The organism is Cutibacterium porci (assembly GCF_009696315.1).
GTDB classification, from domain to species: domain Bacteria; phylum Actinomycetota; class Actinomycetes; order Propionibacteriales; family Propionibacteriaceae; genus Cutibacterium; species Cutibacterium porci.
Map to the genome: position 1 here is coordinate 585,655 of NZ_VUMG01000001.1, position 21,283 is coordinate 606,937.

20 protein-coding genes and 1 tRNA gene are annotated in these 21,283 nt (G+C 59.4%); 13 read left to right on the forward strand and 8 right to left on the reverse strand.

Annotated features, from left to right (window positions below; translation table 11 throughout):
* The first annotated feature begins 24 nt into the window (after nucleotides 1–24).
* A tRNA-Thr gene (locus FYJ43_RS02420) sits at nucleotides 25–97 on the forward strand.
* A 47-nt stretch (nucleotides 98–144) separates the two neighbouring features.
* On the opposite strand, the gene FYJ43_RS02425 is transcribed toward FYJ43_RS02420, so the two are convergent.
* The gene (locus tag FYJ43_RS02425) at nucleotides 145–1,389 is read right to left on the reverse strand and encodes an ROK family transcriptional regulator (RefSeq protein ID WP_154561610.1); all 1,245 of its coding nucleotides are present in this window, start codon (nucleotides 1,387–1,389) and stop codon (nucleotides 145–147) included.
* A 294-nt stretch (nucleotides 1,390–1,683) separates the two neighbouring features.
* Between FYJ43_RS02425 and FYJ43_RS02430 the strand changes: the two genes are divergently transcribed.
* The 4 genes from FYJ43_RS02430 to FYJ43_RS02445 all read left to right on the forward strand — a co-directional run bounded on the left by FYJ43_RS02430 (nucleotide 1,684) and on the right by FYJ43_RS02445 (nucleotide 6,178).
* Nucleotides 1,684–2,982: an extracellular solute-binding protein gene (locus FYJ43_RS02430; RefSeq protein ID WP_229771566.1), complete on the forward strand. Its 1,299-nt coding sequence runs from the start codon at nucleotides 1,684–1,686 to the stop codon at nucleotides 2,980–2,982.
* 111 nt (nucleotides 2,983–3,093) lie between these two features.
* On the forward strand, nucleotides 3,094–4,023 hold the full coding sequence (locus FYJ43_RS02435) for a carbohydrate ABC transporter permease (protein WP_229771567.1): 930 nt from the start codon (nucleotides 3,094–3,096) through the stop codon (nucleotides 4,021–4,023).
* On the forward strand, nucleotides 4,020–4,913 hold the full coding sequence (locus FYJ43_RS02440) for a carbohydrate ABC transporter permease (RefSeq protein WP_154561612.1): 894 nt from the start codon (nucleotides 4,020–4,022) through the stop codon (nucleotides 4,911–4,913). The genes FYJ43_RS02435 and FYJ43_RS02440 overlap by 4 nt, the downstream gene beginning before the upstream one ends.
* A gap of 44 nt (nucleotides 4,914–4,957) precedes the next feature.
* A complete protein-coding gene (locus FYJ43_RS02445; protein WP_195839860.1) occupies nucleotides 4,958–6,178 on the forward strand; it encodes a family 20 glycosylhydrolase in 1,221 nt (406 codons plus the stop codon).
* 161 nt (nucleotides 6,179–6,339) lie between these two features.
* Here the strand turns inward: FYJ43_RS02445 and FYJ43_RS02450 are convergent, their stop codons facing one another.
* Entirely contained in the window at nucleotides 6,340–6,756 is a 417-nt protein-coding gene (locus tag FYJ43_RS02450) for an iron chaperone (RefSeq protein ID WP_154561616.1), read from the reverse strand.
* A gap of 63 nt (nucleotides 6,757–6,819) precedes the next feature.
* The gene (locus tag FYJ43_RS02455; protein ID WP_154561618.1) at nucleotides 6,820–7,584 is read right to left on the reverse strand and encodes a trimeric intracellular cation channel family protein; all 765 of its coding nucleotides are present in this window, start codon (nucleotides 7,582–7,584) and stop codon (nucleotides 6,820–6,822) included.
* A 193-nt stretch (nucleotides 7,585–7,777) separates the two neighbouring features.
* Here FYJ43_RS02455 and FYJ43_RS02460 point away from each other — a divergent pair, with 193 nt between their 5' ends.
* The gene (locus FYJ43_RS02460) at nucleotides 7,778–9,127 is read left to right on the forward strand and encodes a flavin monoamine oxidase family protein (RefSeq protein WP_154561620.1); all 1,350 of its coding nucleotides are present in this window, start codon (nucleotides 7,778–7,780) and stop codon (nucleotides 9,125–9,127) included.
* A gap of 112 nt (nucleotides 9,128–9,239) precedes the next feature.
* Here FYJ43_RS02460 and FYJ43_RS02465 read toward each other — a convergent pair whose 3' ends face one another.
* Both FYJ43_RS02465 and FYJ43_RS02470 read right to left on the reverse strand, forming a co-directional pair.
* Nucleotides 9,240–9,578, reverse strand: a complete 339-nt coding sequence (locus FYJ43_RS02465) for a P-II family nitrogen regulator (RefSeq protein WP_154561622.1) — start codon at nucleotides 9,576–9,578, stop codon at nucleotides 9,240–9,242.
* Entirely contained in the window at nucleotides 9,575–10,975 is a 1,401-nt protein-coding gene (locus FYJ43_RS02470; protein ID WP_229771568.1) for an ammonium transporter, read from the reverse strand. Before FYJ43_RS02470 ends, FYJ43_RS02465 begins: the two co-directional genes overlap by 4 nt.
* Before the next feature lie 262 nt (nucleotides 10,976–11,237).
* On the opposite strand from FYJ43_RS02470, the gene FYJ43_RS02475 reads away from it, so the two are divergent.
* Nucleotides 11,238–12,116 (forward strand): hypothetical protein, encoded by an 879-nt coding sequence (locus tag FYJ43_RS02475; RefSeq protein WP_154561624.1) that lies wholly within the window; start codon nucleotides 11,238–11,240, stop codon nucleotides 12,114–12,116.
* 4 nt (nucleotides 12,117–12,120) lie between these two features.
* On the opposite strand, the gene FYJ43_RS02480 is transcribed toward FYJ43_RS02475, so the two are convergent.
* Nucleotides 12,121–12,606, reverse strand: coding sequence for a SixA phosphatase family protein (locus FYJ43_RS02480; protein ID WP_154561626.1), 486 nt, complete (start codon nucleotides 12,604–12,606; stop codon nucleotides 12,121–12,123).
* A 47-nt stretch (nucleotides 12,607–12,653) separates the two neighbouring features.
* On the opposite strand from FYJ43_RS02480, the gene FYJ43_RS02485 reads away from it, so the two are divergent.
* Entirely contained in the window at nucleotides 12,654–13,643 is a 990-nt protein-coding gene (locus tag FYJ43_RS02485) for an acetylxylan esterase (RefSeq protein WP_154561628.1), read from the forward strand.
* 12 nt (nucleotides 13,644–13,655) lie between these two features.
* Here FYJ43_RS02485 and FYJ43_RS02490 read toward each other — a convergent pair whose 3' ends face one another.
* On the reverse strand, nucleotides 13,656–14,669 hold the full coding sequence (locus FYJ43_RS02490) for a TRM11 family SAM-dependent methyltransferase (protein ID WP_154561630.1): 1,014 nt from the start codon (nucleotides 14,667–14,669) through the stop codon (nucleotides 13,656–13,658).
* An 87-nt stretch (nucleotides 14,670–14,756) separates the two neighbouring features.
* The gene (locus FYJ43_RS02495; RefSeq protein ID WP_326833244.1) at nucleotides 14,757–15,311 is read right to left on the reverse strand and encodes an inorganic diphosphatase; all 555 of its coding nucleotides are present in this window, start codon (nucleotides 15,309–15,311) and stop codon (nucleotides 14,757–14,759) included.
* Nucleotides 15,312–15,418: 107 nt separating this feature from the next.
* On the opposite strand from FYJ43_RS02495, the gene dacB reads away from it, so the two are divergent.
* From dacB to folE, 5 genes are all read left to right on the forward strand, one after another.
* On the forward strand, nucleotides 15,419–16,813 hold the full coding sequence (gene dacB, locus FYJ43_RS02500; protein WP_154562166.1) for a D-alanyl-D-alanine carboxypeptidase/D-alanyl-D-alanine endopeptidase: 1,395 nt from the start codon (nucleotides 15,419–15,421) through the stop codon (nucleotides 16,811–16,813).
* Nucleotides 16,813–17,748, forward strand: a complete 936-nt coding sequence (tilS, locus tag FYJ43_RS02505; RefSeq protein ID WP_154562168.1) for a tRNA lysidine(34) synthetase TilS — start codon at nucleotides 16,813–16,815, stop codon at nucleotides 17,746–17,748. Before dacB ends, tilS begins: the two co-directional genes overlap by 1 nt.
* A 27-nt stretch (nucleotides 17,749–17,775) precedes the next feature.
* The gene (gene hpt / locus FYJ43_RS02510; RefSeq protein ID WP_326833245.1) at nucleotides 17,776–18,330 is read left to right on the forward strand and encodes a hypoxanthine phosphoribosyltransferase; all 555 of its coding nucleotides are present in this window, start codon (nucleotides 17,776–17,778) and stop codon (nucleotides 18,328–18,330) included.
* Between the two features lie 140 nt (nucleotides 18,331–18,470).
* Nucleotides 18,471–20,630, forward strand: a complete 2,160-nt coding sequence (gene ftsH, locus FYJ43_RS02515; RefSeq protein ID WP_154561632.1) for an ATP-dependent zinc metalloprotease FtsH — start codon at nucleotides 18,471–18,473, stop codon at nucleotides 20,628–20,630.
* A 13-nt stretch (nucleotides 20,631–20,643) separates the two neighbouring features.
* A complete protein-coding gene (gene folE, locus FYJ43_RS02520) occupies nucleotides 20,644–21,261 on the forward strand; it encodes a GTP cyclohydrolase I FolE (RefSeq protein WP_154561634.1) in 618 nt (205 codons plus the stop codon).
* Nucleotides 21,262–21,283 lie beyond the last annotated feature (22 nt).

The window sequence follows — 21,283 nt, forward strand, 5'->3', positions numbered from 1 at the left end:
CCGCTTATGTGGCGGGTTCGGGCGGCCGGTGGCGCGGATCAGCGCAAACGGCGCTCTCGTAAAGCGTAGGTCACGGGTTCGATTCCCGTAGTTGGCTCTGTGGAACCCATAGACGTGTGGTTCGTCACTCTCCCCGAGGCGGTATCAGCGGCGGGAGCCCGGTAAATTCCGCGTCATCATATGTGGGGTCTTTCCCTGGTTAGATGACCGGTTGGTGAGATCGGCGCAGATCGCCGTCATGAGCTTCGTATCTGAGCGCAGGCTCTCAGTTGCCGCCAGAGCTACCCGTTTCAGGTCACGCGAGGACTCGGCATGGCTGATTGTCAGATGTGTCGAGATGAGCGGCAGGGTGCGTTGCCGAACAGTCAGAGCGAGTTCGTCAAAAAATGGTGAATCCGCGACGCCTAGCTCCCCTCCCACGACAAGAAGGTCTGGATCGAGCAGGTTCGCCACGTTCGCGAGTGCGTTTCCAGCGATCTTGCCAGCGTCGCGCAGCAGGTTGGTGGCTTCCGGAGGCCAGGTGCCAGACGGCGTCGCGAGGAGATCTAGCAGGGCTGGGGGCCTAGCTTCCGTATTTGGCCATACGCGACGGATCCTGGTCTGAAGCGCGGGGATCGACGTGTACTGCATGAGGCACCCGTGATTGCCGCATGAACACTGCGGGCCGGACATATTCACCACGGTGTGGCCCAGTTCTCCACTGCCGCCGTGGGCTCCAGCTGCTATTTCACCGTGGACAATGTGGCTGAGGGCGACGCCATGGCTAAATCGTGCGTAGCAGGTGACCGATGAAGGGTCTGAGCCGGCAGCATCGTGTTCGCACAAACCTTCCACGCGGGCGGTGTTATTGATGCGGACAGGGCACATGAGGGCGCCTGACACACTTTCAAGAGCATTGATACCGATCCATCGGCGAGAAGCAGGTGAGGGATATACCTCTCCGGTGTCAGCGTCTGCCTGGGTGGGTACTGCAACGAGGCACTGTCGAATGTCAGGAGTGGGCTCAGACGGGTACGAGCGAGCGATGAGGTGCTGGAGCTGTTGTATGCCCGTTTGGATCCAGACTCGTGGTGAATCTGCGGGGTTGAGCGCGGCAGCAGCAGTGGCTTGACGTGACCCGTCGAGGTGGGAGATCGAGACGCCAACTTCCTTATCCGAGACGACCATCGCGGCGAGTAACCCGGCCTTCGGACTGGTTGAGAGTGGATACCTAGAGGCTGCGACCCCGGGTTTTGGCAGGTCCTCGATCAGACCGTCGTCGTGAAGAATGCGGGCGAGGTTCGACGCGCTCGTCCGCGACACGCCGATGAGGCGCGCAAGGTCGGCACGCTGGGTCGGACCATTGATTGCCAGGGCTGACAGGAATATCGGTTCGTTGGAAGTAGGCATTTCTCAGCTGGGATGTTGCAGGGGCCGTCGCGCTCGTCAGGAAGCCATTGACATGTGGAATGTGCTGACAGAACGCTCCAGAACCCTTCGGTTGGACAATGTGCCGCTGGGCCTCACGTGCTCCAGCTGCGGTTACGTGACCGCCACGCGCCCGAGTGTACCCTGATGACCTATAAACGTTAAGAAACTTGGCAAGTACGTTCAATTAGTGTCATAATAAGTCACGAGCGTGGAGCATGGTTGCTCCAGGCCTCGATCCCCCAATGATGCGGAAAGGCCCACAACATGAACGACATGAAGCGTTCAACCTTCCTGAAATTGGCGATCGCGTCGGCGGTTGCTGTTCCTACCCTGTCCGCCTGCAGTGGCTCGCGGTCGTCCTCCTCGGGTTCTGCAGCACAGGCAGAGGATGGAGAGGGGCCGGTGCGGGTCTGGTTCATGCAGGATTCCATCTCCGATGAGGCGCAGGAGTACCTCAAGAAGACGTTTGCCGAAAAGAACCCTGGTAAGAAACTGAGCATCGAGATTCAACAGTGGGACGGTATCCAGTCCAAGCTGCAGACCTCTTTGGCGTCGACCGATGAATGCCCCGACGTCGTCGAAACGGGCAACACGCAGTCGGCTGCTTACCTTTCGGTCGGTGCCTTTGCTGATTTGTCTGAACAGTACGAGTCGCTGGGCGGGAGCAAGCTGATCCCTTCATTTGTCAAGGCTGGCGAATACGAAGGCGGCAAGTATGCATTACCGCTGTACGCGGGTGCTCGCGGCATCTACTATCGCAAAGACCTGTTCAAGAAAGCTGGCATCACTGAGCCTCAGACGATCAACGAATTCCATGACGCCATCATCAAACTGACCAAGGCCAACCCGGATCACACGAAGGGATTCTCAGGCATCTACCTGGCTGCGGCAGACATTCATGCCGTAGAGTCGTACCTCTTCGCCGCCGGTGGCGACTATGCCACTGAGGCAGATGGCAAATGGACTGCGCAGATGTCCTCCAGTGCTAGCCAGGCTGCCCTCAAGCAGATCCAGGACATCTTTAAGAACGGTACGACCTTCGGTAATGATTCGCAGACGGGTCAAAAGAATTTCCAGCAGAACTTTAACAACGGTCAGGTCGGAATTCTTGTTGCTACCGGCAACATCGGTACCAAGATTGACAAGGAGCTGTGGGATGCTGGCAAGGTCGGTGTCATGGCTCTGCCGTCTAATACTCCGGGAAAGGCGGGTGCGACCTTTGCTGGCGGCTCGAACATCTCTATAGCTGCCAAGGCTCATCACCCTAAAGGGGCCGCCGCGGTTATCGACATCATCTTCTCTAAGGAATTCCAAAAGCTCATCGCCAAAAATGGCTGGACGCCTGGCAATCTGGACTACGCCGGTGACGTCCAAGGTGCCTTCGCTAAGATCTCTAAAGACGTTATTGCAGCCTCCAAGCTCACTCCAAATACCGCGAACTGGGCCAACCTCATGCCTGATACCACGCTCAAGAACTTCTACACGAAGATTGCTAGCGGCGCAGATGTGGCAGCGGAGGCTAAGCAGTTTGACGATATGTTGAATAAGGCTCTCAATCAGAAAGAGTCCTGACTCGAAAACTAGAAAACGAGCGTTCGTTAACTCGATGGTGCGCGGTTATGACGCGCTTGAGGCATCCAGGTTTATGACCGCGCACATCGCGTATACAGACAGGACCAATTCATGACTAACACGTCGTCGACGCACGGGAAGTGGGTGCGTCGTAAACGGAATATGGTGCCGTACCTCCTCATGGCTCCCGGGGTGATTGCCGTCCTGGTGGCTGTTGGGTACCCCATGGTGAAGCAGTTCATTATGTCCTTCCAGAAGTTTGGGCTGGCACAGCAATTCGGCAAGCCGGCCCCTTGGGTGGGATTGGATAACTACAAATCCATCCTCACTGACCCCTACTTCTGGCAGGTCTTTGGGCGTTCGCTAGCGTTCTGCTTCGTTACCGCTGGCCTGACGATGATCTTGTCTGTTCTTTTGGCGGTCGTTCTACTGCGCGCAGGTGGTTTCGGCCGGGGCTTCCTCAATAACTCGTTGATTATCGTGTGGGGAATGCCCCTACTGGCTTCGCTGACGGTGTGGCAGTGGCTTATTGATCCAAACTATGGTCCGGTTAATTATGTGCTGACTAAGCTCGGCGCCCATGCCGATGGTTACAACTGGCTGTCAGGATCGCCGTGGACGTTCTTCACTGTCGCTTCCCTGGTCATCATCTGGGCCTCTATTCCCCTGGCAACGATTTCCATATACGCAGCTATGGCTCAGGTGCCTAGCGAAGTCATCGAGGCCGCAGGTATGGACAGCGCCACTAATGCCCAGATCACGCGGTACGTCTTGCTGCCGTCGGCTGGCACGATTGTTGCCTTGATGACAGTTCTTGAGGTCATTTGGGACCTTCGAGTCTTCACCCAGATATACGTACTTCAGCAATCTGGCGGCGTGACGACCGAAACAAACCTGCTCGGTACCTACGTCTTCCAGATGGGTATCGCCCAGGGTAATTACGGCGTCGCGTCCGCGCTGGCGACGGTCATTCTGTTGCTGACCTTGCTGCTGTCGTCTGGATACATCCGCATGCTTTTTCGCCAAGGTGATGCCGCATGAGCACCTCGACACAACCCGCAGTCGGCGCATACGCAACGAAATCTCGAAAGCGCTCGCTGTACAAGGACAGGACGAGGCATCGTGCCAGCGCGATCGCAATTCTCGTCGCATTGGTATGGCTCATCCCGGTCTACTGGATGGTCAAATCGGCGTTCGAGGACGATAAGTCTTTATTATCGAAGCCCCCGAAATTTATCGTTACTAACGGGACCCTCAAGAACTTCCAACGGATCCTGACAGATGACTCCTTCTGGTCAGCTATGCGAATGTCGCTAACGGTGTCTTTCATCACCGTCGTCTTTGCGACACTATTCGCTCTCATGTTTTCGTTTTCGCTATCGCGGTATCGTTTTCGGGCCCGGGCAACGATGATTGTCCTTGTCCTCGTTGTACAGATGATTCCGGCTGAGGCTCTCTTCATTTCGCAGTACCGCATGCTTGACTCAATCGGGTTGCTCAACTCTGCTATTGGATTGGGCATTCTCTATGTGGGTGGCCACGTTCCTTTTATGACGTGGATCATGCGTGGATACGTAGACGCGGTGCCGGTTGATCTTGAGGAAGCTGCTCAGGTTGATGGGTGTTCGCGGCTAGGGGCATTCTTCCGAGTGACTCTGCCTCTCCTGCTGCCGGGCATTGTAGCTACCGCAGTGTTCGGTTTTCTCTTTGCGTGGAATGAATACACCTTGGCTCTCATTGTGTTGTCCAAAAATTCTGCTCACACCCTGCCAATGTGGCTTCAGACATTCCAATCAGGCAATTTGGGGTACACGGACTGGGGTGGCGTCATGGCTGGTGCGACTCTCATGGCTGTTCCCGTGGTCGTGCTGTTTAGCCTGATCCAGAACAGACTTGGCAAGACCATGACGGCTGGTGCCGTCAAGGGCTGATGTCCTGGCGATGCAGTCGGATGAGATATGACGAGGTGAGGGCTATGGCGATTCTGCGCCAAAGGCTTAACAGTCTTGGGCCATCTTTAGTGACGGGGCCGGAAGCTGCTAAGCGTTTAGGAATTGAAGACTGCGCCGCGTATCCGTGGCGCGGGTATCTGTTGGATTCTTCCCGGACGTTCTGGCCGGTTGATACCATCATTGATCTGCTCGCTTTGCTGCATCGCTACCACTTCACCCGGTTGCATTGGCACCTTACCGATAATTCTGGCTGGCGTATCCCGGTGAAGGGTTATCCGCGGGTTGCTGAGGTCGCAAGTTCTCGCAGACGCATGGATTTTGATGAATACACGAATGTAGATCGCGACCGTTTGGCGATGTATCAGCATGAGTGGTCCGGAAAGGACAATTCAGGGTGCTACACCGCTCAGGATATTCAGCGGGTGTTGGAGGTCGCTGAGGGGTATGGAATTGAAGTCATGCCGGAGGTAGATCTTCCAGGCCATGCCGAGGCTATAATTTTCGCGTATCCAGAGCTTGGGAATCCTGAAATAGCGGCAGGAACTGCACGGCTCGGAGATCTGGTGGCGGGGAAGCCGCTTCGAAATAATTTGCTGTGGCCCTCCTCGGAAGCCTTTGAGTTTGTTGACGCTGTCGTCGATTCAGTATGCGACCTTTTCCCTGCTTCGGTCATCCATATCGGTGGCGACGAATGCGATATGGAGTTCTGGAACGGTTCAACGTATGCACGGGAGTGGATGAAAGATCATGGTGTCCGTGACGGTGCCGGAATCCAGAAAGCTTTCACTGACGTTGCCAGGCGTCGGCTAAATGAACGCGGGCGGTCGTGCGCCGTGTGGGATGAGGCCGTCGCCACTGAGCTTCGAGAAAATGACGTGGTGTGCGCATGGCGTGAACACCAAGGCGTCGACGTGGCGCGTAAGAGTGGGAATCCGTGGGTGTTTTATGACGCCGACTATCTGTACCTCAATCGGGAGCCGTTTGAGGGATTCACTGAGGCACTCGGCATGGAACCCCCGGTGCCCGTCGACCGTATTCTCGACCTTCAATTCCCGACGGACCCGCAGATGGTTGGGGTTAACGTCAGTTTGTGGTGCGAGTTCATCCCCGTCGTCGAGGATGCGACGCGGCTGCTGTTCCCGAGAATCCTGGCTGCAGCTGCGCGGGCATACTGGGGTAACTCCGTGTCTCGCGACGATTTGGAGCCGCTTGTATATGAGGAGTGGGGTCGACTATCTGCGTGACGCAGCGTCACCACGATGAGCCTGCACCATATGCTGACCTCGTATGACAGCCCGCGCTCCGAGGCCGGAAACTATGAATTATCTCGCCATGGTATTCAAGGCGGGATATAACTGCGGCGGCCTTTCAGGCGATGTCGTGTTTCTTCGACCGTCGGTGTCTTTCATCGTGCCCAGAAAGTAGCGCAGTCTTTCTTTGCGTCGATTGCGTGATCGAGCATGTCGCTGATTAAGGGCCACGGGGCTGGCTGATCCCACTTTACCTGCCACATTTTCTTTGATCGGGTGTAGCCCGCATCCACGATGCGCTCAGTGAAGGTATCAAGGGTTGCCGCTTCGAAAGCCAAGGCGAGGTGCTTGGCTGAGGCGCTCCAGCTGGCGATGAAGGAACCGTGATCGGTGAGCATCGGCATATTCCACTTCCACACTAGAACGAGGCTGGGGTGGGTGCGCAGAGCCTCGTTGAGGAGCGTGGAGACGCGCTGGCGGTTGGAGTCTGAGGGGATTGCCATGAGCCAGGCATCAATGCGATCGGCGTCCTCTGGCGGTGTGGCGTGAGCTATGGCGCGGTCGAGGGTCATGGTGGTCTTTTCTGCTAGTAAGGATGTGATTCGGCAAGTAGGGCTCGGGCGCGGGCCCGACGGCTATCTGTGTGGATTCTGCGAGTTCTCGGCGTTTCCTTCCTGGCCGTCGTCGCGGTCATGCAGTTTTTCTGCACGGCGTGCAGCCCGCACGCGCAACAGCTTTTGTACCTGGGAGGACGACAACTGCAAGGTCCACTCCGAGTTTTGAGGAAGCACCCAGCGGCGTCGATGTGCTAAAGCTGTGAATCCCAATCCAACGAGGGTCGCCAGCACCATCCCAAAGGACCCAAAACCGCACTTGTGTGCCACAACCATGACGACAGCCGATGCCAGTGCCGGAGTTGCATAGAGATGGTTGCCGCCGAAGACTTGCGGGACGTTCCCAGCGCAAACGTCACGAATCATCCCGCCACCGACGGCTGTCATCAGTCCCAGCAACAAGGCCGGAATGATCCCGAAGCCTGCGGTAAGGGTCTTGAGCGCGCCGGTGGCTGCCCAACATCCCAGCACCGTGCCGTCGGCGAGAATGAGCGCAATGCGCCAGGGGCGGGAATCCAGTTTCCACAGCATCGCAATGCCGGCCCCAGCGAGGGCGACCGTCAGGTAGCGGGGATCGGTGAGGGCTACTGGGGGAGCAGCTCCCAACAGGATGTCGCGGACCATTCCTCCACCCAGGGCACTTGTGATTGCTAATACACAGAAACCCACAGCGTCGAAGCGCTTGATACGGGCCAGTCGGCCTCCCAGAATTCCGTTGAGAAGCACACCGGTCAGATCAATGGCGCGAAAGGTTTCGGGCACCAGGGCGTTGAATTGGGAGAGCATCGCCTACAAAGTACCCCAAGCACTCGCTCAATCCAGACTTGCGACCGCTCGTCCAAGACGGCCGAACCTGTGTATATAGACAGGGGCGGCGCGTAACGCCTCAGGACCGCCAGGTACGATCGAGGCACCACGATTCATACGGTCACGGCCTGGCTGTCCGGTTTGGCCATCCAGCGGAATTGCAGGGGGACGCATGTACGACAGCATCATCATCGGCGCAGGTCTTGCTGGCCTGATGGCCGCCGAAGAACTCGCATCCGCAGGACGTTCGGTGGTGGTCTTGGAGGCTCGCTCCCGAGTGGGCGGGCGCCTCGAGAACGCCGAATTGTCCGATGGCCAGGTCGTCGAGATGGGCGGTCAATGGGTCGGCGAAGGGCACGAGGAGCTTCGTTCCCTCATATCTTCCCAAGGGTTAGAGCTGATCGATGCCACTGACGGTGACGTCATCGTCAAGGCCCGGGGCAAGGTCTCTCACGTCACTAATTCGTCCAAGCCGTCTGCTCATTCCCTCAGCCCCTTCGAATTGTCTGACCTTGGTCAGGGTTTGTTGAGGTTCCGTCGGCTGGCTGACCGTGTTGCCAATAACCAGAGCTGGGCGGCTGCCAATGCTACTTGGCTCAATCAGACGCTGAGCCAATGGACGACGTCGAACGTGCGTACTGACGCTGGCCGCAACTACATCGCAAACCTCATCCGCCGAGCCTTCAACGTTTCTCCAGACGACACCACCCTTCTCGACGGTTTGGCTAAGGCTAACGCCGGTGTCGACTTAGAGTCCCTCGTCGCTGTTAACGGTGACCTCAAGCAGCAGCGTGTCAAGGGTGGGATCGTGCAAGTTGCCTGCAACCTCGCCGCGCATCTTGGCGACGATTTGAAGCTCTCCAGCCCGGTTCGATCTGTCCAGAGCGACGACGATGGCGTCACCGTCACCACGACTGAAGGCGTGCAGTACCAGGGACGCAGCGTTATCGTCACCGTGCCACCGCAGTTGCTCAAGGACATCGAGTTCGAGCCAGCACTTCCGGCCGAACGTCTCGACATGGCCGCCCGGGTCCCGGTTGGCAACGTCATCAAGGCCTTCCTCGTCTACGACAGCCCGTGGTGGCGTTCCTCTGGTGCTTCGGGCCAGATGGGTGCTGACGAGGGCGCTGTCCGCGTCATTTTCGATACCTCCGATGATGAGACCGGCAGGGGAATCCTTATGGGCTTCTTCGAGGGTGCCGAGGCTTCTGGTTACGGGAAACGTTCGATCGGTTTGCGTCAACGCGCCTTCGAGGAGGTCGTCGAGTCGGCCTTCGGACAGGCCCCGAGTTCGCCAATCGAGTACCTTGACCGTGACTGGCTCGCTGAGCGCTACACCGGCGGATGCCACGGAGCCCACTTCGCTCCCAGTGTGTGGACGACGGCAGGACCGATCCTTGCCGAGCCGCTGGGCCGAGTACTGTTCGCCGGGGCGGAGTACGCCTCGTCTTTTAACGGCTACATGGAAGGCGCGTTGCGTGCGGGTGCCCGTGCTGCCCAAGAGGCCGTCGACCTGCTCTAACCCCAGTGACTTCGGCGGCGAACCGCGCCACGAGAACGGGTGTCGAGTCGGAAGGCCCGGTGAATGCCCGCTATCTGCCGATCACGGCACATGACGATCGTTAGGTCGGCCCTCATACGGCGGCGGGACCTCGCTCTCCGGTGCGGATCCGAATGACGTCCTCGACGTTGGTAGCCCACACCTTCCCATCACCGATCTCTCCGGTTCGCGCTGCGTCGCAGATCGTCTGGACGACGTGCTCGAGCTCTTCGTCAGGGCACAGCACCTCAAGGCGAACCTTCTCAAGGAAGTCGATGGTGAACTCTGCGCCGCGGTAGACCTCCGTGTGACCTTTCTGATGAGCGAACCCGGCGGCCTCTGAGATCGTCAGTCCTGCAACTCCGGCCTGGGCGAGCGCGAGACGGACGGCGTCAAGAGCTGACGGTTGGATGATGGCGGTGACGAGTTTCATGCCGGGACCTCTTCTTTCGTGGTGACTTCCGTGGTGGCGACGCGGCGAGCGTCGTGAGTTGGGTGATCGTCACCGCGAAGGGTGTCTTCGCGGTGAGTGTGGGCTCGCGGCAGCACCAAGGAGGAGTAGCGGACGCTGGAGAAGTCATACCCGGATTCGGCGTGCTCAGCGAGGTCGATGCCGCGCAGCTCCTCAACGGTGGAGATGCGGATGCCCATGGTCTTCTTCATAACCAGGCCGATGACTCCACTGACGATAAAGGAATAGGCCATCATTGCCAGCGCGCAGATAACCTGTACGCCCAACAGTTTGCCGCTGCCGCCCAGGAAGAGCCCGGCCCCATTGGCGTCGAGGGACGCAGAGGCCCCCTCAGCCATGGCGCGTGGGTCACCGAGGAATCCGATGAGGACGGTACCCAGGAAACCTCCCACCATGTGGACGCCGACGACGTCGAGGGAGTCGTCATAGCCGAAGCGGTATTTGAGACTGACAGCCAGGGCGCACACCGCGCCGCAGACGACGCCGATGATGACGGCTCCCCACGCAGAAACCGAGGCGCAGGCTGGGGTGATGCCGACCAGACCCGCGACGATACCTGACGCGGCACCGAGAGTAGTGGGTTGACCGTCGCGGATGCGCTCGACGCTGATCCACGCGAGCATGGCAGCGGCAGGGGCAGCCAGGGTGTTGACCCACGCTAGTCCGGCGGTGTCGCTGGCTGTCAGCGCTGATCCGGCGTTGAACCCGAACCAGCCGAACCACAGACCACCCGCACCGAGCATGACAAGGGTCGTGTTATGCGGACGCATCGGCTTGGATCCGAATCCAACCCGCGGACCGAGGAGGAGCGCCAGGGCAAGAGCTGACGCTCCGGCATTGATATGGATTGCGGTGCCACCGGCGAAATCGACGGCATGCATCGTGTTGAGGATCCAGCCAGTGCCAAACACCCAGTTGGCGGCCGGGAAATACACCAGCAGCCCCCACACGATGGTAAAGACAACCCAGGCCGAGAACTTCATACGGTCTGCGACGGCGCCGCTCACCAAAGCCGTTGCGATAATGGCGAAGGCAGATTGAAAGGCGACGAAGACGAAACCGGGGATGGTGCCTACCTCGGCACCCATCACTGAGTGGAGCCCGAAGTATTGGGCGGGGTTGCCGATGAGGCCTCCCCATTGCGCGTCACCGAAAGCCATCGAATAGCCACAGATAACCCACAGCACCCCGATGGTTCCCATTGCGACCACGTTCATCATGAGCATGTTGAGCACGCCCTTAGCCCGCACCATTCCTCCGTAAAAGAAGGCCAGCATTGGTGTCATGAAGAGCACCAGGGATGCGCTCGCAAGTACCCAGGCGGTGTCGCCGGCGTTGATTTCAAGCAGTGGTGTCATGCGTTAATCGTTAACCGGTTGCGTTGCGCAACCGTGTGGTCGGCGTTACTGATGTGTGAAGAATGACCGCGTTATGTGACGACGGTGTTACGTCGCCAGCGGCACCATGACAGGGATCGTTTGGCAAGATGCCATATCCTTGAGCAGTTAGGAACGGACGGAGATGAGAATGTTTTGTGCGCGATGCGGCACCCAGGTGGGTGCGCACGATGAAGTCTGCCGCCAATGTGGGCTCGATTTGCACTTGCCTGGGGCCGTGCGCATGACTAATCCGGCGTCCTATGACCAGACACGTATTTTGCAGCCGAGGAGTGGGGAAAATGCTCCGACGCGGGAGATCCCGCGGTTGCACACCCCCTCAACGGATCGGCAGGATTTCGTGCCAACCCAGCCGTGGCAGACCCGAGACTCGACGCCAACCCAGCAGTGGCCTCCACGAGAGCAGTATCGGGATACTGGCAGCTCCCAGATGCCCGACGATTGGTTCCGTGACCCAGAGGCCGAGCGCACGCGGGAGATGGATGCTACTCCTGATAATCCCGTCTTCATTCCCCCGCCACCGCCATCGACGCCAGCAGCGGCGTCCTCGCCGCCACCTCCAGATGACTTGTCACGCTACCGCAAGGTGCTGATCGGCTTGGTGCTCGGCTTGTTGGTGCTCGTCGTTATCGGTGCTGTGCTGCTTTTCGCCGGCGGTCCCAGGCATTCGGGTGATGAACCTGCCGCGGTTGCCACTGCGTCAACGAGCTCACAGCCCACGCAGTCTGTCCCGGAGGATCCGGGTGCTACCTCGATTGACGCCACTCCGAGTTTCTTGGCCTCCTCGACCCCGTCACCGAGCGCAACGCCATCGAGTTCATTTCGACCGTCGGCGTCTCCCACGTTGAGTGCTAGCCAGGCGGTCGGCAAGCTGCCTGACGGTGACACCGTCTGTTCGTCGTCGGTCGGTGCGGTCGGCTCGACATCGTGCCCATTTGCCCTCCAGGTCGCTGACGCGGTCCCGGCAGGTGCCCAAGGCGACTTTGAGGTGCAGGCGTACAGTCCGGTGACTGGCAAGACGTACACCATGTCGTGTTCGACACGGGAGAGCTACATCACTTGCACCGGTGGGGTCGCAGCTGAGGTTCACATTTTGCGCTGAGGACTCACATCGGTCGCTGGATGCCCACAAGCCTCACCTTGTCAAAGTACTCGTCAGTGAGGTCAGCCCACTCGCCGTCAACCTCGACCTCGGTAAGGGTGGCGGGCGGATACCAGCAGCCGACTTCGTCCTCGGCTCCACCCATGGCGGCAAGCTGTGCGGCAAGTCCGGGGATCGTCGGGGCATGGGCGATGACAAGCATATTGTCGACGTCGTCACTGATTTCTCCGATGCGCTGACGCATGGTGTCGGTGCCGCAGTAGTAGAGGGCTCGCATGAATTCCACGGGGCAATCGAGGTGCAGGCAGTCCCACGTCTGGCGTGTGCGTAGGGCGTCGGAAACGAGAGCGTGCCCAACATTGCGCAAGGCCAAACGCATGCCGACCTCGCGGGCTTGACGACGACCGACGTCGGTGAGCGGACGCTCCCGGTCTCCACCTGGGGCGTGTGATGCCGGCTGTGCGTGTCTCATAAGGAACAAGGTGTGCATGGACCCATCGTTGCACCTTGTGACTGCCAAAGTCTTACGATGTTCACATGCCACTGACGGATATGGATATCGATGAGGCGCGCAATTACCGCCCGAACGTCCCTGAGCCCGAAGATTTCGACTCTTTTTGGGCCGAGACCCTCGACGAGCATGCTGGCATTCGCCACGATCTGACGGCGGAGCCTTTCGATAACCGTCAGGCTCTCATAGACACCTGGGACCTGTCGTGGACGGGGTATCAGGGCTCTCGGGTGAGGGGGTGGCTCCATGCTCCAGCCGGCGTCAAGGGCCCATTACCCCTTGTCATCGAGTTTGTTGGGTACTCAGGTTCTCGTGGAGTGCCGATTGGATCGGCCTTCGCTGCGGCTGGTTATGCCCATATCATCGTCGATCCGCGTGGTCAGGGTTGGGGCCATCCCACCTTGACGGAAAACTGTCCGGACTCCCACGATGGGTCCGGCGCCCCCGGATTCATGACCCACTCTCTGTCTGATCCCCACGGTCACTATTACCGCCGGCTATTTGTCGACGATTTCCGGTGTCTTCAGGCTGCCCGAGAAATGGAACTCATTGATCCCACCAAGATTGTTGTTCTGGGTCATTCTCAGGGTGGCGGCCAAGCTATAGCGGTATCTGGGCTGGCGGCGATGCGCGGCATCAAATTGGCTGGGGCTTTCGTCGACGCGCCGTTCCTGTGCCATATCAGGCGCAGCTGCAACATCGCTATGGAAGGCCCATACCTGGAGGTCGTCCGATATTTGAATGCTCACCCGTCGTTGTGTGCCCATGCGTTCAAGACTCTTGGGCATTTCGACGGCCTTCATTTTGCCCGCCGGGCTCGTACCGCTAGTTGGTTCTCGGTCGGGATGATGGACCAAGTTGTACCACCGTCGTCAGTATGGGCGGCGTACAACGCATGGGGCGACGGCATGGTCGCTGACAAACAAATTGTCGCCTATCCCTTCGCTGGCCATGCCGCTGGAGAAGACGTCCAGCTGTGGAACCAGCTCGGGGTCATGGCCCAGCTGTTTTCGTGACGGGTCGTCAGCTCACGCTTTGATGGCGACGATGAGGTCCCGGCGGATGGAAGAGTCGACTCGGTGACTGAACTGATGCCACATATCGTCGTCAAGGGGTGTGAGCCCAGCGGCGCACAGAAGTGCCGTGAGGTGTTCCCGCGACAATCCCAGCGTGTTCCACGACATACCTAGTGCGCCACCGTGACGCAGTTGACCGGCCCATACCGGGATGGCCTCTCGCAGCAGGTCGGTGGGGGAGCGACGCCGCGACGTGCCGCTGTGGGCACCGTGCACGACTCCGTAAGGGGCGTCAGTGACGATGGCATCGAAGGTTTTGCGTCCCCATAACGCTGCGGAATCGACGGCGTCACCAGTGAAAACGCCCATAGTCAACGGCTCAGCGTGTGGTAGGCGCACTTCAGCGTCAAATCGTTTGCCAAGGGACTGGCCGTTACGCCGCACTGGATGAGTGCCGCAGCTGTGCTTAAGGCGTTTGCGACGCAGCCATGTGGTGACGTGGGCGGCGAGTGCCTCGACTGCTTTGGGGTCTTGCTCGACGCCAAAGCCGTTGTGCCCGGCCCGCCACGCGCATTCAACAGTGGTGCCGCGCCCAGCCAGCGGATCGAGGATAGCCAGCCTCTGGCCCTCGTCGCGGCGGGCTGCGCAGCGGCCCTCCAGATTGGCGACAGTGAGGTTGAGCAGTAGCCGGGTGAACTGTTCGTTGGTTTTCCCCCGGTACTTCGGGATGGTGACGAGGTCTTCGTCCATGACGTCAACCTGCGGCATCGCGAGGGGCGCTAGCAGGTCGTCGCGGTATTCGAAACACGCTAGAGCCGCTGAGGATCGCGCCACCGCAGCCAAGTCCGTCGGCTGAAGGGGAGCATCGCTGTGAACCGATAAGTATTCGACCCCTGCCACAGTCACCGGGGTGACTGACGCGACGTTCGGGCAGGTGAGGGACAGTTCTGCCGCACACAACCGTCCTGCCTGCCCGGCATAGACGTGATTTGCCGCAGGAGCGAGCAGGACGAGGGATGTGGCCATGAACGACATTGTGTCATGGACGGCATTCGGCAACCGATGCGATTGTCGAATGCCGCCACGGGGTAAGGGGCTCAGGCTGAAAGGGGCTCAGGCGGTGTGTGGGTTCTCGTAGGAGGTACCCTTGGCGCGCTCGAAGGAAGCCTTGATCTCGGCCTCAGCTTCGTCGCGGCCGGTCCAGGTGGCTCCCTCGACTGATTTTCCGGGCTCCAGGTCCTTGTAGACGGTGAAGAAGTGCTCGATTTCCATGAGGGTCATGGTGCCAACATCGTCAAGGTCGATGAGACCGGCACGGCGCGGGTCATCGGCGGGCACACACAGCACCTTGTCGTCGCCGCCCATCTCGTCTTGCATCTGGAACATAGCCAGTGCGCGGCATTCAATGAGGCAGCCGGGAAAAGTGGGCTCAGGTAGCAAAACGAGGGCGTCCAATGGGTCGCCGTCTTCGCCGAGAGTGCCCTCAATATATCCGTAGTCATAGGGGTACTGGGTAGAGGTAAACAACGTACGATCGAGGCGGATGCGACCGGTCTCATGGTCCATCTCGTACTTGTTCTTGTTGCCACGTGGAATCTCGATCGTCACATCAAAATGCAAGCTCTCAGGCTGTTCTCCCTGGAATGGATTGGTGAAATCGTCGGTCACGAGGAGCCCCTCTTGTTGTAATGGACACGGTTGATGATCGACACTGTATCCGTTTGCAGGAAGGATTTTTCGTGCCACACCCAGATCACCCTGAGCCGAAACGAGCTATGTCGACGTCTCGGCGGCGCGTCCCGGCATGGGTACCTATTACTGTCGGCGTCGCAGTGACCGTCATTGTCGTGCTCGCGATTGTTATGACTTCTCTGCGGGGAGGTTCACCAGCGGACCTGGTTCATGAAGAATTGTTTCCCGATCGCGCCGACTCGTCAGCCCAGACAGTGCAACCGGGCCGAGGCGTCATCGCGGCAGCGGCGCCTACGACGCCGGCGGGCAAGCCGGTTGCTGCCACAGTCGCCCAGCGTGTCACGTCTGCAGGCGCAGCCCCTGGTGTGCTGGGCGCTGACATTATGGATGCGGCTACCGGCGAGACCCTGTACCAGTCGGGCCAGGATTCCTTGCTCACCCCGGCTTCAAACCTCAAAGTCCTGACGGCGATTGCGCTGCTGGATTGCACTGATGCTGGACACCGTTACACGACAAAGGTCGTCGCCCATGGTTCTGCACTGACGCTGGTCGGTGGCGGTGATCCTTACCTTCTGTCAAAACCTTCGGCCAAGTGGCCGGGATATCCGTCGATGGACGATCTAGCAAAGCGTACGGCTGCGTCTCTCACAAAGGCGGGGACGAAGACGGTTAGTGTCAGTTTCGACGACACGCTGTTTAGCGGCCCTGATTGGAATAAAGCATGGCCGGCCGATAATTACGCCGACGAGGTCACACCAGTCACGTCATTATGGGTAGACGAGGGAATGGTCAACAATAGCCCGTGGGATCGCAGTAAGACGCCTGCCCAACTTGCCGCGAATACCTTCGTCGGTTCGCTTCGTAGCGCCGGTATTGCGGTAAATGGCTCAGTTTCTCGTCACAAGGCTGACGCGTCAGCCAAGGAGATTGCGGCGGTGCAATCGCTTCCGGTAGAAGACCTCATCACGCGCACTTTGGAAGAGTCGGACAACTCTGCTGCTGAGGTCCTGAGCCGACAGATGGCTCTCGCGAGTGGCAAACCAGGATCCTTTGATGGGGGGTCTCAAGCTCTGGAGGAGCACCTCAGGAACTTGGGAGCATGGCAAGACGGTGCGGTTGTCCAAGACGGGTCGGGATTGTCGAAGGGTAATCGGATTACCGCGTCAATGCTGTCCCGCGCCTGGCACAAAGCCCTGTCAACCCCACAACTTCAGCCCGTCGCCAATGCGGTCCCGGTAGGTCGTGTCTCCGGCACCCTCCAGTATCGGTTTTCCGAGACGCAGACGGCTGCCGCCCGCGGTGTCGTCCACGCCAAGACAGGGACGCTGGATGGAGTCATTTCCATGTCGGGGTGGCTGCGTGACGCCGACGGACGAATACTGGTGGCTTCCTTTATCGTCAATAAGACTGACGCCTCAGCCCGGTCGTGGCTCGACGTCGTCTACGGCAACCTGGCCGGGTGTGGCTGCACCCGCTGATGGCACGACATGAATTAGGGCCGGCGGGTCTAGCCGTCTCGCAAGCCATCGAACGGATGGTGCGAGGAGTTGATCGTTTTGTCGTCGGGTGTTCAGGCGGTCCTGACTCGCTCGCCCTCGCGTTGGGGTCGAGGTGGGTGTCGCGTCGGTGTGGGTCTCGTGTGAGGGTTGTCATTGTTGACCATCAGTTGCAGCAGGGGTCCGACGAGGTAGCTGAACGCACCCGGCAGCTGGTGGCCAGGCGTGGCATGGAGGCCTGTGTCCGTCGTGTCGATGTCGACGCCAATGATCCCGACGGGCCCGAGGCTGCGGCCCGAACTGCTCGTCGAGCAGCATTGCTTGACGTCGCCCGGGGTGAGCCGGTGTTGCTCGGCCACACTCTTGACGACCAGGCAGAGCAAGTGTTGCTCTCGCTGGCTCGGGGATCAGGGGCGACGTCATTGGCAGGTATCCGTCCGCGGTCTGGCCAGTTTTGGCATCCGTTGCTAGAGGTGCGGCGTGCCCAAACAATGCAGGCGTGTAAGGAATGGCAGGTTGAGCCGTGGCAGGATCCTCACAACAGTGATCCACGATTCCTGCGCTCGCGGGTGCGTACGGAGCTGATGCCAGTCATGGCTCAGGTGCTTGGCCCAGGGGTGGCGCAGTCTTTGGCTCGCAGTGCGACCCTGCTGGCTGGCGAGGATGATGTTGTCGCCGGGCTGGCGCGGGCGTGGGCGGATGAACACGCAGTGAGTGCCAATGAGCTTCCCGGTCTGCGCGGGGTTGAGGTTGGTTTGGCACGCCGAGTTATCAAGGACTGGCTTCCGGAGGCGAAGATGGTGCATGTCGACGCTGTTTTGGGGTTGTTGACAGGTCCTGGCGGTGCAGGGGTGGACGTCCCAGGAGGCCGCGTCGAGGTGAGGCGAGGGGTCTTGTATCTCACCCGTCGTGTGTGAGTGCCGATGAGTCGGTAGGCTGAGGACGTGCGAGCTTCTGACATTCCTGGAGATTTCGACCACGTTTTGTACACCGAAGAGCAGGTGGCATCCCGTATCCGCGAGGTGGCTGCGCAGATCGACGCTGATTACGCCGGGCGAGAGATTCTCATGGTCGGCGTGCTCAATGGCGCTGTGATGACGATGGCGGATCTGTGCCGCGCAATGACTTCCCATATGTCTATGGATTGGATGGCTGTGTCGTCCTACGGCGCTGGGACAAAGTCGAGCGGCGTGGTACGCATCCTCAAGGACCTCACCAAGGACATTGATGGTCGCGACATCCTCATTGTTGAAGACATCATCGACACTGGGCTGACACTGAGCTATTTGGTGCAGAACCTGCGTAGCCGCAACCCGAACTCCATTGAGATCATGGCAATGTTTCGTAAGCCTGAAGCTGTCACGTGCCCGCTGGACGTCAAGTACGTCGGATTTGATATTCCCAATGAGTTTGTTGTCGGATACGGTCTCGACTACGCCGATAAATACCGGAACCTCACAGATGTGGCGACGTTGGCACCGCATGTCTATGCATCCTGAGGTCATGGCCTGAATCGGGGCGGTAACCAGGGGTGTATTTCTGCTGTGAGCTGTCCGCGGAACGTTGGAGTGCGTTGAATGTTGTCATGCGCTGGTAGGGTTGCGCTCTGAGTTCCACCCATCATGCCTCTAGGTAGTCTATGAAAAACGCGTCCCGCATCTTCAAAGGTCCTCTGATCTGGATCCTGTTATGCATCGGCTTGATCATTGTGTTCTTACAGTTCACCGGGTCAGGGAACGGGTACAAGGACATTCCGACTTCTGAGGCTGTCAGTATCATCAACAGCTCGAAGAAGCTGGATAACGTCACACTGACTGACGGCGATCAGGTCATCAAGATCACTGAGAACGACGACAAGAAGTATCGCTCGTACTGGGTTGGTAACCAGTCCGATCAGCTTGTTAACAAGCTCAACGATCGGGTCGAGGCGAAGACGCTGAAGTCGTGGCAAGGCGAAAACCCCGGGCAGAGCATCTGGAAGGCTCTGCTTATCAACTTCTTGCCGTTCGTCATTATTTTGCTGTTCTTCTTGTGGGCTATGAATGCGGCACAGGGCATGGGTGGCCGCGGCGGCGTCATGGGATTCGGTAAATCCAAAGCCAAGGTAGGCAGTAAGGACACTCCCAAATCAACCTTTGCCGACGTTGCTGGTTGCCAGGAAGCGATTGACGAGCTGCAAGAGATCCGCGAATTCCTTGCCGAGCCGGCGAAGTTTCAGCGGGTGGGAGCCAAGATCCCTAAGGGTGTATTGCTGTATGGCCCGCCTGGAACTGGCAAAACCCTGCTGGCCCGTGCAGTGGCCGGTGAGGCTGGGGTGCCGTTCTTCTCGATCTCGGGTTCGGACTTCGTTGAGATGTTCGTCGGCGTCGGCGCTTCTCGGGTGCGCGACCTTTTTGAGCAGGCTAAGGAGGCCGCTCCGGCGATTATCTTTATTGATGAGATTGACGCTGTCGGTCGTCACCGTGGTGCCGGTATGGGGGGCGGCCATGACGAGCGTGAGCAGACGTTGAACCAGTTGCTTGTCGAGATGGACGGCTTCGACGTTCACGGCGGCGTCATCCTCATCGCGGCGACGAACCGTCCCGACGTCCTTGACCCGGCTTTGCTGCGTCCTGGCCGTTTCGACCGTCAAATCGCAGTGGAGGCTCCTGACCTCGATGGTCGTCTGAAGATCCTCAAGGTTCACGCCCACGGCAAGCCGATGGCCGATAACGTCGACCTGGCGTCGATTGCCCGCCGTACCCCCGGTATGACAGGTGCCGATTTGGCCAACGTCCTCAATGAGGCCGCCTTGCTTACAGCTCGCGCCAACCTGCCGGTTATTGGTAACGCGGAGCTGGACGAGGCTATTGATCGCGTCATCGCTGGCCCGCAAAAGAAGACCCGTCTCATGAACGAGCATGAGCGCTTGGTGACGGCTTACCACGAAGGTGGTCACGCCTTGGTGGCTGCGGCCATGCCAGGCACCGACCCGGTGCAAAAGATCACGATCCTGCCGCGTGGTCGAGCGCTGGGCTACACGATGGTTATGCCTGACTCTGATAAGTACTCTCAGACGCGCGGCGAGTTGCTCGATTCGATGGCGTACATGATGGGTGGCCGTGCGGCTGAGGAACTCATCTTTCATGATCCGTCGACCGGCGCCTCCAACGACATTGAGAAGGCCACGAAGGTGGCTCGGGCTCTTGTGACTCAGTACGGTTTGTCGGCGCGCGTCGGCACCGTGCAGTTGGGGTCTGGGGATACCGAGCCCTTCCTCGGTATGACTGCTGGACAGCAGCGTGACTACTCCGACGAGACTGCCAAGATCATTGACGACGAGGTGCGTGAGCTGCTCGAAAATGCTCATCAGGAGGCATTCGACTGCCTGGACGCCAACCGTGAGGTGCTTGACGAACTTGTGCGTCAGCTGTTCGCAAAGGAGACGCTGAGTAAGGCTGAGGTCGCTGAGATTTTCAAGCCGCTAAAGCGGTGGCCTGAGCGCGGTGCGTTTACTGGGTCTGATCGGCGTATCCCGTCCAATAAACCGCCGATCACCCCGCCACAGATCGCTGGCGTAGACGAGGATGCCCCGCAGGTCGGTGCACCCCGCAGAGGCGTGATCGCCCCGCCGACTCCTGAGCCGGGTGGAGACTTGCCGGAGGGTACCCCCGGTGAGTGGAAGCCTCCGTCCGACTGGCAGCCGCCCAGCGGTGGGGGAGGAAAGCCACTTGAGCCACCGGCTCAGGGGCCAACTCAGCCTGGTGAAGGTCCGCAACCGCCGTCGGGTGGAAACCCCTGGGGTCCACCTAGGTCATGATCGGGTCTGCCGCATGTATGCGGCAGGCCGTCGTTCTAGGCTGTCGGCTGTGAGTTCCACGAAATTGTCGGTTGATCGTGAGCGAGCTGTGGCAGCTATCCGCGAGTTCCTGCTGGCGATCGGTGAAGATCCTGACCGCGATGGTCTGCGTGATACCCCGATGCGCGTGGCCAAGGCGGCTGAGGAGCTATTCGGCGGGTTGAACCAAGATCCAGGGGAGTTGCTGGCGACGACCTTCGATATCTCCCACGACGAGATGGTGGTAGTGCGCGACATTGAGATGCAGTCGATGTGTGAACACCACTTGCTGCCTTTTGTGGGGGTTGCGCACGTTGGCTATATACCGGCCAAGGACGGTCGAGTGACTGGCCTGAGCAAGATTGCCAGGTTGGTGGAGGTCTATGCGCGTCGCCCCCAGGTGCAGGAGAGGTTGACGACCCAGGTGGCCGATGCCTTGGTCGAGCACCTTGACGCCCGGGGTGTGATCGTGGTCGTTGAGGCTGAGCATATGTGCATGACGACGAGGGGGGTCCGCAAGCCGGGGGCTAGGACAGTGACCTCGGCGGTGCGTGGGGTGCTGCGCACCCCAGCGACGCGAGCCGAGGCGATGGGGCTGATCACCGGGAGGTGACGCTAGGTCCACCGAGGCGGGA

Coding starts and splice junctions, on each gene's coding strand:
- FYJ43_RS02445 (WP_195839860.1), top strand. CDS start 4,958: ATGGCGATTCTGCGCCAAAGGCTTAACAGTCTTGGGCCATCTTTAGTG.
- FYJ43_RS02480 (WP_154561626.1), bottom strand. CDS start 12,606: ATGCACACCTTGTTCCTTATGAGACACGCACAGCCGGCATCACACGCC.
- FYJ43_RS02425 (WP_154561610.1), bottom strand. CDS start 1,389: ATGCCTACTTCCAACGAACCGATATTCCTGTCAGCCCTGGCAATCAAT.
- FYJ43_RS02485 (WP_154561628.1), top strand. CDS start 12,654: ATGCCACTGACGGATATGGATATCGATGAGGCGCGCAATTACCGCCCG.
- dacB (WP_154562166.1), top strand. CDS start 15,419: ATGTCGACGTCTCGGCGGCGCGTCCCGGCATGGGTACCTATTACTGTC.
- FYJ43_RS02475 (WP_154561624.1), top strand. CDS start 11,238: ATGACTAATCCGGCGTCCTATGACCAGACACGTATTTTGCAGCCGAGG.
- FYJ43_RS02460 (WP_154561620.1), top strand. CDS start 7,778: ATGTACGACAGCATCATCATCGGCGCAGGTCTTGCTGGCCTGATGGCC.
- FYJ43_RS02450 (WP_154561616.1), bottom strand. CDS start 6,756: ATGACCCTCGACCGCGCCATAGCTCACGCCACACCGCCAGAGGACGCC.
- tilS (WP_154562168.1), top strand. CDS start 16,813: ATGGCACGACATGAATTAGGGCCGGCGGGTCTAGCCGTCTCGCAAGCC.
- FYJ43_RS02455 (WP_154561618.1), bottom strand. CDS start 7,584: ATGCTCTCCCAATTCAACGCCCTGGTGCCCGAAACCTTTCGCGCCATT.
- FYJ43_RS02435 (WP_229771567.1), top strand. CDS start 3,094: ATGACTAACACGTCGTCGACGCACGGGAAGTGGGTGCGTCGTAAACGG.
- folE (WP_154561634.1), top strand. CDS start 20,644: ATGTATGCGGCAGGCCGTCGTTCTAGGCTGTCGGCTGTGAGTTCCACG.
- ftsH (WP_154561632.1), top strand. CDS start 18,471: ATGAAAAACGCGTCCCGCATCTTCAAAGGTCCTCTGATCTGGATCCTG.
- FYJ43_RS02465 (WP_154561622.1), bottom strand. CDS start 9,578: ATGAAACTCGTCACCGCCATCATCCAACCGTCAGCTCTTGACGCCGTC.
- FYJ43_RS02490 (WP_154561630.1), bottom strand. CDS start 14,669: ATGGCCACATCCCTCGTCCTGCTCGCTCCTGCGGCAAATCACGTCTAT.
- FYJ43_RS02470 (WP_229771568.1), bottom strand. CDS start 10,975: ATGACACCACTGCTTGAAATCAACGCCGGCGACACCGCCTGGGTACTT.
- FYJ43_RS02440 (WP_154561612.1), top strand. CDS start 4,020: ATGAGCACCTCGACACAACCCGCAGTCGGCGCATACGCAACGAAATCT.
- FYJ43_RS02430 (WP_229771566.1), top strand. CDS start 1,684: ATGAAGCGTTCAACCTTCCTGAAATTGGCGATCGCGTCGGCGGTTGCT.